The 14,747-nt window shown below is 41.8% G+C and carries 11 protein-coding genes; 7 read left to right on the forward strand and 4 right to left on the reverse strand.

The features are described from left to right. Positions 1-52 precede the first annotated feature (52 nt). Both MKY99_RS10835 and MKY99_RS10840 read left to right on the forward strand, forming a co-directional pair. Positions 53-1,396 carry a glycoside hydrolase family 30 beta sandwich domain-containing protein gene (locus MKY99_RS10835; RefSeq protein WP_339270423.1) on the forward strand — a complete coding sequence of 448 codons (1,344 nt, stop codon included), beginning with the start codon at positions 53-55 and terminating at the stop codon, positions 1,394-1,396. Positions 1,397-1,510: 114 nt separating this feature from the next. Continuing rightward, positions 1,511-1,939: a hypothetical protein gene (locus MKY99_RS10840; protein ID WP_339270425.1), complete on the forward strand. Its 429-nt coding sequence runs from the start codon at positions 1,511-1,513 to the stop codon at positions 1,937-1,939. A 317-nt stretch (positions 1,940-2,256) separates the two neighbouring features. Here the strand turns inward: MKY99_RS10840 and thiD are convergent, their stop codons facing one another. Then, on the reverse strand, positions 2,257-3,069 hold the full coding sequence (gene thiD / locus MKY99_RS10845) for a bifunctional hydroxymethylpyrimidine kinase/phosphomethylpyrimidine kinase (RefSeq protein WP_042187061.1): 813 nt from the start codon (positions 3,067-3,069) through the stop codon (positions 2,257-2,259). Positions 3,070-3,237: 168 nt separating this feature from the next. On the opposite strand from thiD, the gene MKY99_RS10850 reads away from it, so the two are divergent. Further along, complete coding sequence (locus MKY99_RS10850; protein ID WP_042187063.1) at positions 3,238-4,332, forward strand: glycosyltransferase family 2 protein; 1,095 nt, start codon at positions 3,238-3,240, stop codon at positions 4,330-4,332. A gap of 64 nt (positions 4,333-4,396) precedes the next feature. On the opposite strand, the gene MKY99_RS10855 is transcribed toward MKY99_RS10850, so the two are convergent. Next, a complete protein-coding gene (locus MKY99_RS10855) occupies positions 4,397-6,007 on the reverse strand; it encodes a helix-turn-helix domain-containing protein (protein WP_042187065.1) in 1,611 nt (536 codons plus the stop codon). A 24-nt stretch (positions 6,008-6,031) separates the two neighbouring features. After that, positions 6,032-7,744 carry a histidine kinase gene (locus MKY99_RS10860; RefSeq protein ID WP_339270428.1) on the reverse strand — a complete coding sequence of 571 codons (1,713 nt, stop codon included), beginning with the start codon at positions 7,742-7,744 and terminating at the stop codon, positions 6,032-6,034. A 257-nt stretch (positions 7,745-8,001) separates the two neighbouring features. On the opposite strand from MKY99_RS10860, the gene MKY99_RS10865 reads away from it, so the two are divergent. The 4 genes from MKY99_RS10865 (at position 8,002) to MKY99_RS10880 (ending at position 13,202) form a co-directional block, all read left to right on the forward strand. Next, positions 8,002-9,606 carry an extracellular solute-binding protein gene (locus MKY99_RS10865; protein WP_042187069.1) on the forward strand — a complete coding sequence of 535 codons (1,605 nt, stop codon included), beginning with the start codon at positions 8,002-8,004 and terminating at the stop codon, positions 9,604-9,606. Between the two features lie 81 nt (positions 9,607-9,687). After that, entirely contained in the window at positions 9,688-10,611 is a 924-nt protein-coding gene (locus MKY99_RS10870) for an ABC transporter permease subunit (RefSeq protein ID WP_339270430.1), read from the forward strand. Between the two features lie 17 nt (positions 10,612-10,628). Further along, on the forward strand, positions 10,629-11,552 hold the full coding sequence (locus tag MKY99_RS10875) for a carbohydrate ABC transporter permease (protein WP_042187073.1): 924 nt from the start codon (positions 10,629-10,631) through the stop codon (positions 11,550-11,552). Between the two features lie 45 nt (positions 11,553-11,597). Beyond that, a complete protein-coding gene (locus MKY99_RS10880) occupies positions 11,598-13,202 on the forward strand; it encodes an extracellular solute-binding protein (RefSeq protein WP_339270432.1) in 1,605 nt (534 codons plus the stop codon). Between the two features lie 108 nt (positions 13,203-13,310). Here MKY99_RS10880 and MKY99_RS10885 read toward each other — a convergent pair whose 3' ends face one another. Continuing rightward, positions 13,311-14,654 carry a glycoside hydrolase family 30 protein gene (locus tag MKY99_RS10885; protein ID WP_042187078.1) on the reverse strand — a complete coding sequence of 448 codons (1,344 nt, stop codon included), beginning with the start codon at positions 14,652-14,654 and terminating at the stop codon, positions 13,311-13,313. Between the last annotated feature and the right edge of the window lie 93 nt (positions 14,655-14,747).

The raw sequence follows: 14,747 nt of genomic DNA on the forward strand, positions 1-14,747 counted from the left end.
CCTTATCCTACAGAAACATAGCAAAATATATAGAAAAGTGGAGGGAAACAACATGACAAAACTTAAAATTTATCAATCTACTGGGGAGAATGAATTGTTCGTAGAGCAAACGCTAGAACAATTGACTCCAATGGCTTCAGATGAGCCGGTCACTACTGTAAACCTTGATGAGAATCAAACCTTTCAGGAAATGGATGGCTTCGGGGCATCCTTTACGGATTCATCCGCATATTTGATTAACCAAGTTCTTGACAATGAACAGAAAAAAGAAGTCATGAGCAAGCTTTTTGATTCCCAAGATGGAATTGGCTTGTCCGTATTAAGAAATCCAATGGGAGCATCGGATTATGCTAGAGATATTTATAGCTATGACGATATGCCTGCTCAGGAAACCGATACAGAATTAACTCATTTCTCCATCGCACATGATGAAGCTGATATTATCCCTTTGTTACAACAAGCGCTGGAACTTAATCCTGAGATCAAGCTGATGGCTTCACCTTGGAGTGCACCAGGCTGGATGAAGACTAGCGGATCTATGATCGCCGGCGAACTTAAACATGAACATTACCAAGCTTATGCCGATTATTTTGTACGATACATTCAAGCTTTTGAAGAGCACGGTCTGCCAACTTATGCGGTAACACCGCAGAACGAGCCTCTTTTTGAACCAAAGCACTATCCAAGTATGTTAATGCTGCCTGAGGCGCAAAGAGATTTCATTAAAAATTATCTGAAGCCTAGCTTCGTGAAAAACAACATCCATACAAAAATTCTCTGCTATGATCACAACTGGGATCGTCCGGATTATCCACTCACGGTGCTCGATTATGCGAAGGATGAAGTGGACGGTGTTGCCTGGCACTGGTATGGTGGGAATGCGTCAGCACAATCAGAGGTTCTGAAGGCTTTTGCAGATAAAGAAGTACATTTTACAGAAGGTTCTGGTGGCGAATGGATTCCTCCGTTTGAACAAGCTTTCTCGAATGTCATGAGAACAGGGATTGATATTCTTAGAAACCATAGTAAATCCTTTGTCTTGTGGAATATGGCCTTAGATGAGAAGAACGGTCCAACTGTACCAGGCTTTGGTAAAAGTACTTGTCGCGGTATTGTGACGGTCAACCAAGAGACTAAGGAACTTACGTATACACTGGACTACTATGCACTGGCACACTTCAGCAAGTTCATTCGTCCTAAGGCTGTACGTATTGACGCTTCCACTAATCAAGAAGTGATTCGTTCCGTAGCGTTTAAGAACACAGATCACTCTATTGCGGTTGTTCTGTTCAACGATAGTGAAAAGGCTGAGAATGTAGCTGTGAAATTGCAGGGTAAGGATGATTTATCGTTCCGTTTAGGCTCTAAAAGTGCTTTATCTATTTTGATTAAATAATATGTGTATGAAGTGCTCGAATTTAGATTCGAGTACTTTTTTTTGCCGAAAAATGCATAAAAAATCAGTGTTCGTGAATCTTAAACGCATACCTATAGCGAGGAGATATGAGCATTGAATAGAAGGTTTGTGCTGACGCTGCTAGTTCTGTGTTTGATGATTACTGGTGGCTCTAGTATTTATGCGGTTAAAAGTATGCTACCTGTAAAGAGTGAAACAACCAAATGGGCAGTGGAGCTCCATAAAAGTAAACTGCCTTCGCCACAGCCGGAAAAATATAAGAGCTACGAGCTATTAGTCACAAATTTGAGTGAAGATACGATAGATGTAACCTTTGAGTTGTATCGACCAGTACAAGACGCTAATCAGGAACAAATCATCTTAGCTGATCCATTTAGCTATGATATGAGACCGAAAGAGACGGTTAGCTTTAGTCAATTTTTTATAAAGAGTGGGGCAAAAGAACTGGAAGTCGTTCTCTCGTGGAATGATCAGAATAGACGTAAGCATAAGCAAAGTAATAAGTTTGCGAATTTTGAATAATCAATCATAGGAACGCTAAATATTACAGGGTATATTCCTATGGAATATGCCCTTGTTGGTTTGCTCCATCCCATGTTTTACTCTATAATGTGCTTTATATAATTGCAGTTGAAAGGGGAGATGGGGCATGAGTACAGCCGTTTCCGATTATCCTGCTTGGCGTGTTAGCAATTATTGTATTTTTCATCCGTCTTTCCGATCTGGCTGATTTTCCAGGGTTTAAGTAATTATACTCACCCAATAAAAAAATGGCAGTTCAGTGCTGAAATACAGCATCTGGACTGCCATTTTTGTTTCAGGATCTGTAGCTTAGGGTTCTAACGTTCTAAACGATAGCCACCATGAAATACAGGACCCACATATTCATTGAACGCAAAGCCATTGCGAATGGCAGCGGAGACAAAATCTTTAGCTTTTGCTACAGCTTCATGAACGGACAGACCGTTAGCTAAACCGCCTGTAATGGCAGCGGCAAAGGTACATCCAGCCCCATGATTGTGAGCAGGCTCGATTTTGGCTGTTTGAAATACGGTGTACTCAGCACCGTCGAAGAAGACATCAATCGCTTGATCGCCCCCGAGTGCTTTGCCGCCTTTAACCACGACATTACTTGCTCCGAGCTTATGAATCAGACGAGCAGCTTCTTTCATATCCTCTAGGGTAGAAAGTTTGCCAAGACCTGAAAGAACGCCAGCTTCAAACAGATTTGGTGTAACCACAGTGGCAAGTGGCAGCAGTAAATCACGAATAGCCTCCGCGCTGTCTGGGTTCAAGACTTCATCTTCACCCTTGCAGACCATGACCGGATCAATCACTACATTGGTCTGTAGATTTTCTTTGATCGCTTGCTCAGCAACACGCACAATTTCAACACTTCCCAGCATACCTGTCTTCATGGCATTTACTGGACCACCTGCGAAAATAGTTTTTAGCTGCTCAGCAACAATGGAGGCGTCAATTGGATAAACATTATGGTGCCAGCCGTTGTCCGGGTCCATTGTAACGATAGTTGTCAAGGCACTAAAGCCGTAGGTACCATACTCTTCAAATGTTTTTAGATCCGCTTGGATGCCTGCGCCACCACTGGAGTCGCTGCCTGCAATAGTTAGAGTTTTAATAATTTGAGTCATGGTAACATCCCCTTTATATATGTCTGAATTTATAAACAACGCATTGCATTGATTATAACAAAAAATAGCACCTAAGTCTTTCTAAAAAGCAAGTGTAGGATTCCATTTCACTAACCCTGCATATCAATATAGAAAGAAATTTTAAACAAAACGCTTAGGAGGGCGAGTATGGTCACGATTAGTTTATGTATGATTGTACGAAATGAAGAAAAAAGCCTGCATAAATGTTTGTCTAGCGTTGCAAATCTTGTAGATGAAGTGGTTATCGTGGATACAGGCTCGACGGATAAGACTAAAGAGATCGCAATGTCCTACGGAGCTGTGATTTACGATTTTGAATGGATCGATAACTTTAGTGCCGCACGTAATTTTGCCTTCAGTAAAGCTACTCAGGAGTATATTTTGTGGCTGGATGCGGATGACTATATAAAGGAAGCGGATCAGATTCTGTTTAAAAAGCTAAAGGAGATTCTGCCAGGGCATTTTCACAGCGTGAACATGCAGTATAATTTGGCTTTTGACGAGGCGGGGAATGTCACAGCTAGCTTGCGTCGGAATCGGCTAGTTCGCCGGAGCTGCAATTTTCAATGGATTGGCCCAGTACATGAATATCTAGAGGTAAGTGGCCCTTCCTTTAGTAGCGATGTCTGTATTACCCATGAGAAGGATAAGGAATATACAGACCGTAATTTGCGGATTTACCAAAAAAGAGTGGCCGAGGGTGAAGCATTCTCTCCAAGGGATCAGTATTATTATGCGAATGAATTAAGGGATCATGCTATAAATGAAGAGGCTTGCAAATACTACGAGCTGTTTTTGGCGGGTGGACAGGGCTGGATAGAAGATAATTTTCAAGCTTGCTTAAGGCTTGCCGAATGCCGGGAACGGCTGGGGGATAAAGACGGTGCATATGAAGCATTATGCAGAACGTTACAGTACGATAAACCACGTTCAGAGTTCTGCTGCCGACTTGGGGCCCTTCTATTGGAAAAGGGTCAATTGCACCCAGCAACATACTGGTATGAGCTTGCGATACAGCTGCCACGGGATAACGATTCGATGGGGATGAAAAATGGGATTTTTTATACCTGGCTGCCGCATCTCCAATTGGCACTCTGTTATGATCGCCTTGGCCAACACGAGTTAGCGAATCATCATAATGAAACGGCGTTGAACTTTTATCCGTCCCATCCTAGCATGTTATATAACCGCACTTATTTTAAAAATCTGCTTGGCGACAAATATGTAGCGATTCAAGCTTAACAAAAATGCCCCCAGTAGTCATGATTTTGACTCTGGGGGTTTTCGTCGTTAAGACACCCTCTTTTTAATATGCTGGATTGTATTGTTGTTCTTTTTTGTAATCGTTGGGAGGGAGTCCAACCTCTTGTTTGAACAGCTTAGAGAAATAGGAGTAGTTGTTATAGCCAACCTTGTTTGCGACAGTATAAACAGACATATTTGTGGTTTCCAATAGATGCTTTGCAGCCGCGATTCTAACTTGGATGACGTAGCTGCCTAATGAAACACCAGTTTCTCGTTTGAATATTCTTGCCAGATAATCAGGATTGAGGTAGACAATTTCGGCCAAATCATTTCGTGTCAGATCATCACCGTAATGCGAATGAATGTATTGTTTGATTTCCTCCGCGACGGATTTGGTCTGTGCGGCAAACTCACGGTATTTCATCGCTGTAGTCACTAAATATTTAAGATATTCTTCCATATCCTCGATCGAGTTCAGAGAGTGCAAGGATAATTTATCGTTAGTTTTGCCGGAGTAAAGTTTGTGTGACCGTATCCCTTTGAGGTTGAGAAATGAATAGACTAGCTGAACAATATCTAAGCGGAACAAGCTAAGGACAGAGGTCTCCAGAGTTCTATTGTTAAGCATAACCCTTAGAGATTTCGTAACTTCCTCAAGAAAAGTAGTGAATTGATTCTGGTTCAGCAGCTCTTCCAAATAGACAAGATCCGGTGGCGTATAGCCAGTTTTATTTTGATAGAGATAGGCTTCCACTAAAAAAGTCTGATTTCTGCATCTCGTAATTTCCTCATCCATGCGAAGCGATTGTTTCAGAACATTCCCCACATGATTCAGTTTATCGTATAAACCAATATTGCAGCAGACGTCGCATTTTAAATAAGGAATCGCCTTTTGAATAAAGGAAGAGCATAATTCTTCAAGCAAGGACGTGTCTGGTGTCTGATTCCATTTTAATATGGCGATCCAATTATAATCTTTATATTCCAGAATACTCTCGATGGTAAAGCAAGGACTCTGTAACAATTCATATAATACGTTCAGCAGAGCAAAATCAAAAAGATCCTTCTCTTCTTTTCCCATACTGCCGTTGTAAGGAAATAGGTTAAAGATTAAAGGCTGCAGAGTGTCACTCATTTGATAGGAGAGGTTCTGTTCCTCAATGGCAAGGGTGATGTCCGCTAATTTAATCGGAAATGATGTGCTTCCACTAACCAACTTACGCCAAAAATGCTCGAGAATCTTCGCTTGGTTTTTTTGCCAAAAGTAACCGCCTTGAATGGCTTTTTCATTTCTTTGCTGCTCTTTTGCCTGTGTGACAGCCTTATGGATAATCAGCATCAGCTTATCAAATTCGATGGGCTTAAGAAAATATTCAAAGCTTTGCAATTCAATCGCTTTCTGGGCATAGTTGAAATCCGCATAATTAGTAAGAAGTATAGTCTGAATACTATAATTCCCTTCGCGAATCCAGGCCAGTAATTCCAATCCGCTGCCCTGAGGCATTTCAATATCCGAAATTAGAATTTGAATAGAATGCTTTTCTATTATTTCACGTGCCTGAGCGACATTATTTGCTGTATAGACAGTATCAATGTGTAACGATTCCCAATCTATTCTCTTTTGCAATGCAGCAATAACATAAAAGTCATCATCAACAAGCAGTACATTCATAGTTAGCTCTCCATTCATTTAGATTTATTTAGGAAGCTCCGGGAGAGATAAGATTACACTAGCGCCGCCGCTCTCCAAATTGGAAAAGGTGATAGTTGCTCTTTTTAAATAGAGATATTCCAGCCGTTTAAGCGTATTCATAATACCGATCTGCATACCGTTGCTTTGATCCAAGGGCTCACCAAGATTAAGCTTCTCTAACACTTGCGGTGGAAAACCGGGACCGGTGTCGGTGAGCTGGATAACGAGCATGTCTTCCTCTTCAATCCGTAATCGCTGGACTGTAAGCCTGATCTCTACTTCATGTTCTCGTGAAATCGCATATTTAATAGAATTTTCAATGAAGGTTTGCAGCACTAATGGCGGAATTTCCACACAGCTTGCCTGATCCTCTTGCTCAATATTGTAAATAAATGCATCCTGATATCGTTGCTTTTGAATCTCTAGATAGGTTCGGACATGTTCAATTTCATCCTCCAGCCGGACAAAATTCTCTCCATTTTGAAAAATATAACGGAAATATTTCGACGTAGATAACGTCATATTCTCAATTTCTTTATACATTTCAATTTGGGCCATGCTATAGATGCTAGTCAGGCAATTTAAGAAAAAGTGGGGCTTGATCTGTAGCTTCATATAATCCAGTTGTATCCGCTGCTTCTCCAGTTCCTGCTCGTACATAGCGATTTTGAAGGTTTTGATTTGATCAACTAAATCTTTAAACTGTGTGTTTGCTTGTTCCAGCTCTATAATCTCACTGCTTTTGAAATCTGCGGGTTGCCCAGCCTCATTAATGAAAGCAAGGTTCTCAGAGAAGCTTTGAATCGGGCCTAGTACTCTTTTCTTGAAAAACAGCAGAACGATGCATAAAGTGGAAGTTACAATGAAGAAGAGTAACATTATAAGCAGCTGAGCAATGATGATTTTTTCGAATATGCCATATTTAATGACCATTTTAGTGCTAAAGGTGGTGTCTGAGAAGGCGCTGTTGATTGTTGTACGCGATTGCAAAAGATTTGAGAAGCCTCCCTCTTCCGTTATCAGCTTTCCGCTGTTCGATATGGGACTCGATAAAGGCTGTTCATTCTCATCTACGAGAGAAACATAACCATTGGCACCCAGATTAATTTGGCGTAGAGGACGGATCAGATTATCGGCGGAGATCAGTCCAATTAAATAACGATTGTAATAGGGAACGATATTAATCACGTAGTAGTGGTTGTTAACAAGGATTGGCGTCCATTTGGAATAAAACTTCTCATACATCTCCTTATCATCAATATAAGAAATAATCTTCGTTTTGAGCTGCCTGTAATCCGTATAGGTCACACTGATCGGTGCACAATTTAAAAAGTAGTTCTCATTTTTCAAATAGTAGAAAAAGTTGTACTCATGTCCGTAGTTTTTTTGCAGCTCGGTAAAGCGTTTATGCAGATTATCATTTGCCTTCAAGAACTCGATACTGTTGACCCCGTAAGTATTCATCGCAAGCAAGCTCTCATCGTTCCCAAGCGTCCAGCCCATATAGTGATTAATGTAAGCGAAATCATGATTGATACGATTAATGTAGAGTGCCGCAGTATCCTGTAAATTTCGAGTGGACTGCTGCTTAACGATAGAAATGGAAGTAATGCTGATCGCTAAATCCAGAATGAGGACTGTGAACGAGACTGCCATCATGACTTTTATATAATGACGAATGGGGTAGGTTTTGTGCTTCGCTGTTTTTTTGTTCATAAAATCATTATAAGACCTCTGCAGGAAAAATACAGGAGAACTCGCTAGCGATTTACCGCAAAGTCCGGAAAGCACATACAGAAGTCGGGATACTGTTATTAAGTCCCTTCAAGCGAAGGCTTTTGATTTCGTGTTTTTTGTAAGCGGATTCAAAGGTCTGGATAACCGTCTTAAAGGGTCCGGAATACGAAAAAATAAGACGTTATGATTAAGCTATTCAGATAATCTTTGATTAATTGAAATGGGGGATTAAGAGGATGAGTCAACACAGTAAGAAAAAGACGGCAAAGAAATGGACTGTGGGTCTGCTGGCGGCGGCTATGGTATTTGGTATTGCTGGCTGCGGCGGAAAAGACGGGAATAATGCTGCGACTAGTGAGACGAGCAGTTACAACAAAGAAGGTCTGCCAATTGTTAATGAGCCTGTAACGCTTAAGGTGCTGACCGTACGTTGGGGAAGCATGGGAGACACGTTTACGCAGAACCAATGGCTGAAGGATCTAGAGAAAAATACAAATGTCAAAATCGAATGGCAAGTGATGTCCTCCAATGACTGGGCCGAACAGAAGTCCATTCTGCTGGCTAGCGGTACACTTCCAGATATTATCCTCGGAAATCAAACCTTCGGAGATTCCGATATCGTTAATAATCTTAGCTTTTTCCGGCCGTTAGATGATTATATTGAAAAAAATATGCCAAATCTTAAAGCGGCCATGGAAGAAACGCCTGAGTTGAAAAAAATCAGCACTTTTCCTGACGGGAAAATCTATTCACTGCCAACAAGACTTCCATCGCGTCCAAAAAGCTCTCGTCAGCCTGTGATTAACAAAACTTGGCTCGATAAATTGGGCCTGAAGGCTCCTGAAACGATTGATGAGTTATACAACGTACTTAAAGCTTTCAAAGAACAAGATCCAAACGGAAATGGCAAACAAGATGAGATTCCTTTTATTGAAATTGGGAATGACTTGATCAGTCCTTTCGGAATTGCCGACTTGAATAACAACAATATGATCATCAAGGACGGAAAAGCGATCTATTTCCCTGTTTCGGAGGAGTTCAAAGAAGGCCTTAAATGGGAAAATAAATTGTATGCGGAAGGATTGTTAGATAAAGAGGTATTCACTCAGGATGACACGATGAGATCGGCGAAGTTCCAAAATCCGGATGCTCCAATCGTAGGCTTTACGTATCAGTGGACCCCGGACGCTGTGTTTGGTAAATGGAGCGATCAATATGTGACGATTCCACCGATTGCCGGACCGGATGGTAAGCGTTATACAATCGGTAATCCAATTGGGATGAGTCTTAACCGTAATGAACTGCTGATTACTACTTCGAGTAAGTATCCTGAGGTTGCTGCGCGTTGGGCAGATCAGTTCTACACGAACGAAGCGAGCATTCAGAATTTTTGGGGTGCAATTGGAACTGTAATTAAGAAGAATGATGACAGCACCTATACATTGATGGATCCACCAGCTGGAACCAGCGCAGATGCCTGGTACTGGGATCAGTCTCTTCGAGATTTCGGACCGAAATATGTGAGCCCGTCCTTTGAACAGAAAATCGTTCTTAATCCTGAAAGTGGAGATGGACTGAAGCTGCAGCTGGATAAGCTGGGTAGTGAATTTGTAACAGAGCCTTTCCCTAACGTTATGTACACCTCCGATGAGTTCGAGGAGCTGCCAACCTTGACCACGGATATCGACGGTTATGTGAATACAATGCGCGCTCAATTTATTAGCAAAGGCGGAATTGACGAAGGCTGGGATGATTATGTCAAACAGCTTAATAAAATGGGGCTTGAAAAATTAGTTAAGATTCGCACAGATGCTTACAGTCGTTATATGAGTGTGAAATAACCTATTCGTCTTTCGAAAAAGGTGCTGCCCTACATAAATTTGTGGGGTAGCATTCTCTATTTTTAATAAGGAGGGGATGTTATGAAATCTAATCCAATTCATTTGAGTCGGAAACTCGGACAAATCAAACAAAACTGGGGTCTTTATCTATTGCTTTTTCCAGCTATAGTTCTGACGTTATTATTCGCGTATAAACCCATGTACGGGGTACTAATTGCCTTCAAGGATTATAGCCCAGCCTTGGGTATAGGCGGCAGCCCGTGGGCCGGATTCAAATACTTCGAGAAGTTCTTTAATTCTTATCAATTTTCTGCCACGATCAAAAATACGCTAATCATCAGTGTGTACAGTCTGATTACGTTTCCGATTCCGATTATACTTGCGCTGATGGTTAACCAGATGAGACCAAACCGTTTTAGACGGTTTTTTCAGACGGTATCCTATATGCCACATTTTATCTCAACCGTAGTTATGGTGGGCTTAATGATGATTCTCTTCTCACCTAGCACCGGACTACTGGGCAATGTATATAGTCTTTTTGGAAAAGAAGCTCCTGATCTAATGGGCTCTGCTGGATTATTCAGCAGTGTGTACGTCTGGTCGGATGTGTGGCAGCATGTCGGCTGGGACAGCATTATCTTTATCGCTGCTCTCTCTGCTGTTGATCCTAGTTTGTATGAGGCTGCAACCGTAGACGGCGCAAGTCGGATGCATAAAATTCGTTACATCGATATTCCGATGCTGATGCCAACAGCGATAACATTGCTTATCCTGAGGGTCGGGGGACTGCTTGGGGTTGGATTTGAAAAGGTGTACTTAATGCAAAATGACTTGAACATCACTTCAAGTGAAATTCTGTCTACTTATGTCTACAAAATTGGTCTGCTCAGCAGTCAGTATAGCTTTTCGTCGGCGATCAACCTGTTTAACACGGTCATTAATTTTATTTTATTGATCATGGTCAATCAGATTTCTAAAAAGCTAAGCGAAAATAGCTTGTGGTAGAAGGGAGGAGCATTGAAATGGGAGGTTTAGAGACGGCGACTAAAGGAAATGTAGGAAAAATAAAGAAGAATCGTTCCTCAGATACTATAATGGAAATTGTGATGTACGTTATATCGGCAATTTTTCTAATCATCCTGATCTATCCGCTGTATTTTATCGTCATTGCTTCGTTTAGTGATCCTTCCGCGGTTGCTGGAGGTCAAGTTTGGCTATTTCCTAAAGGGTTTACTTTTGATGGTTATAAAGAGCTGCTTCGTCATGAGAATATTTGGATCGGGTATTGGAATACCATCCTGTACACGGTGGTTGGGACTGCAATCGGTTTAGTAGTTAATATCTCAGCTGCCTATGCGTTGTCAAGAAAGGACCTTGTGGGGCGAAAATATATTTCGCTGTTTTTCATATTTACAATGTTCTTTAATGGGGGGTTGATTCCTACTTTTTTAACGGTTCGTGATTTCCATCTCTATGATACTTTCTTGGTTATGGTACTGCCTTTCGCAGTTGGAGTTTTTAATATCATAGTGGCACGAACTTTTTTCCAGACTAGTATTCCGGGTGATTTATGGGAAGCAGCGCAAATTGATGGTTGTGGCAATCTCCGTTATTTTGCACAGATAGTTCTACCGTTGTCGAAGGCTATTATTGCAGTGTTAGGTTTATGGATCGCTGTAGGTTATTGGAATTCATATTTTAATGCCTTGATTTATTTGAAAAATCCTAATATGTATCCTTTGCAGCTGATCCTGCGAAATATTCTGATTACCAATCAGATGCAGTCTGGTATGGGGACCGGAGAAGCCGCACAAATCGCGTTACGGCTCGCAAATATGATGCGGTATTCGGTTATTATCGTAGCAACTGTTCCAATTATGTGTGTATACCCATTTGTGCAAAAATACTTTAACCAAGGGGTAATGATCGGCGCAGTGAAGGAATAAGCTCTTCTACTTTTCAACTAACATTTGTGAGGGAGCAAGACCGTAATGAATAAGCAACCCAAAAACAGTATCAATAGAACAATCACCGTCATTCTTCTAGTGACAACGTTGCTTGCTGGACTTACAGCCTGTAAAGGGGATAAAGGGGTAAACTCTGTTGAATCTGATCCGGGTCAATTTCATAAAGAAGGTTTGCCAATCGTGGATAAGCCCATGACGCTGAAGGTTCTAACGGTTCGGTGGGGAAGCATGGGAGATAACTTTATCCAGAATCAATGGCTGAAGGATTTGGAAAAAAATACGAATGTCAAAATCGAATGGCAGGTGATGTCTGCTAATGATTGGAGTGAGCGGAAGTCCATTATGCTGGCAAGCGGTACACTTCCAGATATCATTTTAGGGAGTGAGACCTTCGGAGATTCGGATATCGTCAATAATTTAAGCTTATTCAGGCCGCTTGATGACTATATCGAAAGCTATATGCCTAACCTCAAAGCAGCCATGCAGGAAGAGCCTGAATTGAAAAAAATCAGTACTTTTCCTGACGGGAAAATCTACTCTTTGCCTGCAAGATTACCTTTACGTCCTAAAAGCTCACGCCAACCCGTGATTAACAAAACCTGGCTGGATAAATTGGGATTGAAGATTCCCGATACGATTGATGATCTATACAACGTGCTAAAAGCATTTAAAGAACGTGACCCTAATGGGAATGGAAGGCTGGATGAGATACCTGTTATCGAAGTAAGTAATGATCTCATCAGTCCCTTCGGAATCACGGATCTGAACAATAACTTTATGGTCGTCCAGGACGGAAATGCGGTATATTACCCTGTTTCAGAGGCGTACAAAGAAGGGCTCAAATGGGAGCATAAATTATTTGTTGAAGGTTTGCTTGATAAAGAGTTATTCACGCAAGATGAAACGATGAGATCAGCCAAGTTTCTTAATCCGGATGCTCCTATCGTAGGATTCTCGTATCAGTGGACGCCGGATGCCGTGTTTGGCAAATGGAGTGATCAATATATCACGATTCCTCCGATTGCAGGACCGGATGGTAAGCGCTACACCATAGGAAATCCGTATGGAATGAATCTGGAACGTAACGAGCTGCTAATTTCCACTTCTTGCAAATATCCAGAGATTGCTGCCCGCTGGGCTGATCAGTTCTACACCAATGAAGCAAGCATTCAAAATTTCTGGGGAGCGATAGACACCGTTATTAAGAAAAATATTAACGGTTCTTATACATTGATGGACCCACCGATGGGTACCAGTGCTGATGCCTGGTATTGGGATCAATCACTCCGGGATTTCGGGCCGAAATATGTCAGTCCAGTGTTTGAAAAATCCATCTTTCTAAACCCAAAAACCGGAGATGGACTGAAGCTGCAGCTCGATAAGCTGGGAAGTGATTATACAACGCCACCTTTCCCTGATGTAATGTACACCGCTGAAGAGTTTCAGCTGCTGCCGACTTTGACTACGGACATCGATAGTTATGTCAATACAATGCGTGCTCAGTTTATAATTACAGGTAAAATTGACGAGGGCTGGGCTGATTATGTGAAACAGCTGCGGGGTATGGGACTGGAGAAGCTGGTTAAAATTCGTACCGATGCTTACAGTCGTTATGTGAATGTAGAATAGAGCATGATGTGAAATACTGACGGCTAGGCTGTAACATCCTATTTCACTTATTTAAACAAAGGAGGTTCTCTCTATGCGAGTGGCATAAAGAGAACCTCCTTATTCTTTTTACTTTATTAGTAGGGTTTGAATAGCATGAGCTGGAATCATATTCTCAGCCAAGTTGTTATGGAAGCGCAGGGTGAAAGGAAGCTCTTGTTCCGTGCGGTTCATAACGATAACAGCAATGGTGCCATCTGGGTTACGAAAAGCCGTTGTTTCAAGCTTATCAGTATATTTAGAGTGCCCAATTCGTTTAGCACCTGGGCGAATGTATTTACTAAAATGCCCGATGTAATAGAAGGAGCTCTCAAATATTATTTCATCGTTTTTCGTATCGCCAATAATTGGAGCATCACAGTAGTTACCTACATGGTTAGGGCCCCCTTGCTCGTCCAAAACAATATTCCAGTCCGTCCAGCTTGACATCCAGTTGTTCAGGTTACCAATGATATCATGGCCGTAACGTTCGCCTGTGTTCCAAGAGCCGAGATGAACGCCACCTTCTTGGCAGCCTTCGCTGAAGAACAGCTTCTTGTCTGGGAAGCGATCATGAACGGCCGATAGGGCTTCGAAGTGATCTCCGGAGTACCAGTGGAAGCAAATTCCCCAAATGTATTTGGAAGCTTCTTGATCTTCAAAAGCAACCTTGGCACGATCATACACGCGCTCCTTGTTATGATCCCAGATCATAACCTTTACATGAGCCAAACCGGCTTGTTCCAAGGCAGGTCCCAAGTAATCACGAACAAAATCTTTTTCTTCTTCGGCAGTATAAAGGCAAGAATCCCAGATTTGAACAGCCTTCGCTTCATTCTGAACACTAACAGCCCAAATATCGATGCCTTCAGCTGCGTAAGCCTGAATATATTTTACGAACATGTTGGCCCAAGCCTCACGGTATTCAGGTTTAAGAGCTCCACCACCGTTCATTTGACCGTTCGTTTTCATAAAAGCTGGCGGACTCCAAGGAGAGGAGAACAAACGGAAATCTTCACCAACAGCTGTTGCAGCATTTTTGATTAGGGGGATAATTGACTCTTGATCTCTGGAAATATCGAACGAACGGAGCTCTGCATCGCCTTCTTCTACATAAGCATAGTTGCCGAGTGAGAAGTCACAGCTCTGGATATGCGAGCGGCAAAGGGTATACCCAATTCCGTGCTCAGGATCAAAATAAGCGTCGATGATTTCTTTTTGTTTAGCTTCACTTAGTTTAGCGATGGTAACAGCAGAAGCCTCGGTAAGTGCACCACCGAAACCTTCCATTTCCTGATACTCCAGATCATCATAAATATTGATGAGCTCTGATTCGACGCCTGATGTATCGGGGAGGAAGATCAGAGGGTCTTTTTCTGTCAGACGGTCGGTAGTTTCTTTTGCTGTTTGAATGACGCGGACAATTTTACTCATAGTGGTTGGTAACCTCCTGTACATATAAATTCTGTCTTTATTATAGAAGGAGATTCACTGCTCTTTGAAGAAACAATATGGCTAAGAACCTCA

The sequence above is a fragment of the Paenibacillus sp. FSL R5-0470 genome (assembly GCF_037975205.1).
In the GTDB taxonomy this organism is placed as follows: Bacteria; Bacillota; Bacilli; order Paenibacillales; family Paenibacillaceae; genus Paenibacillus_AQ.

Excerpts from the sequence above, each read along its gene's own strand:
- MKY99_RS10855 (WP_042187065.1), bottom strand. The coding sequence starts at position 6,007 with ATGAATGTACTGCTTGTTGATGATGACTTTTATGTTATTGCTGCATTG.
- MKY99_RS10870 (WP_339270430.1), top strand. The coding sequence starts at position 9,688 with ATGAAATCTAATCCAATTCATTTGAGTCGGAAACTCGGACAAATCAAA.
- MKY99_RS10835 (WP_339270423.1), top strand. The coding sequence starts at position 53 with ATGACAAAACTTAAAATTTATCAATCTACTGGGGAGAATGAATTGTTC.
- MKY99_RS10850 (WP_042187063.1), top strand. The coding sequence starts at position 3,238 with ATGGTCACGATTAGTTTATGTATGATTGTACGAAATGAAGAAAAAAGC.
- MKY99_RS10885 (WP_042187078.1), bottom strand. The coding sequence starts at position 14,654 with ATGAGTAAAATTGTCCGCGTCATTCAAACAGCAAAAGAAACTACCGAC.
- MKY99_RS10875 (WP_042187073.1), top strand. The coding sequence starts at position 10,629 with ATGGGAGGTTTAGAGACGGCGACTAAAGGAAATGTAGGAAAAATAAAG.
- MKY99_RS10880 (WP_339270432.1), top strand. The coding sequence starts at position 11,598 with ATGAATAAGCAACCCAAAAACAGTATCAATAGAACAATCACCGTCATT.
- MKY99_RS10860 (WP_339270428.1), bottom strand. The coding sequence starts at position 7,744 with ATGAACAAAAAAACAGCGAAGCACAAAACCTACCCCATTCGTCATTAT.
- thiD (WP_042187061.1), bottom strand. The coding sequence starts at position 3,069 with ATGACTCAAATTATTAAAACTCTAACTATTGCAGGCAGCGACTCCAGT.
- MKY99_RS10865 (WP_042187069.1), top strand. The coding sequence starts at position 8,002 with ATGAGTCAACACAGTAAGAAAAAGACGGCAAAGAAATGGACTGTGGGT.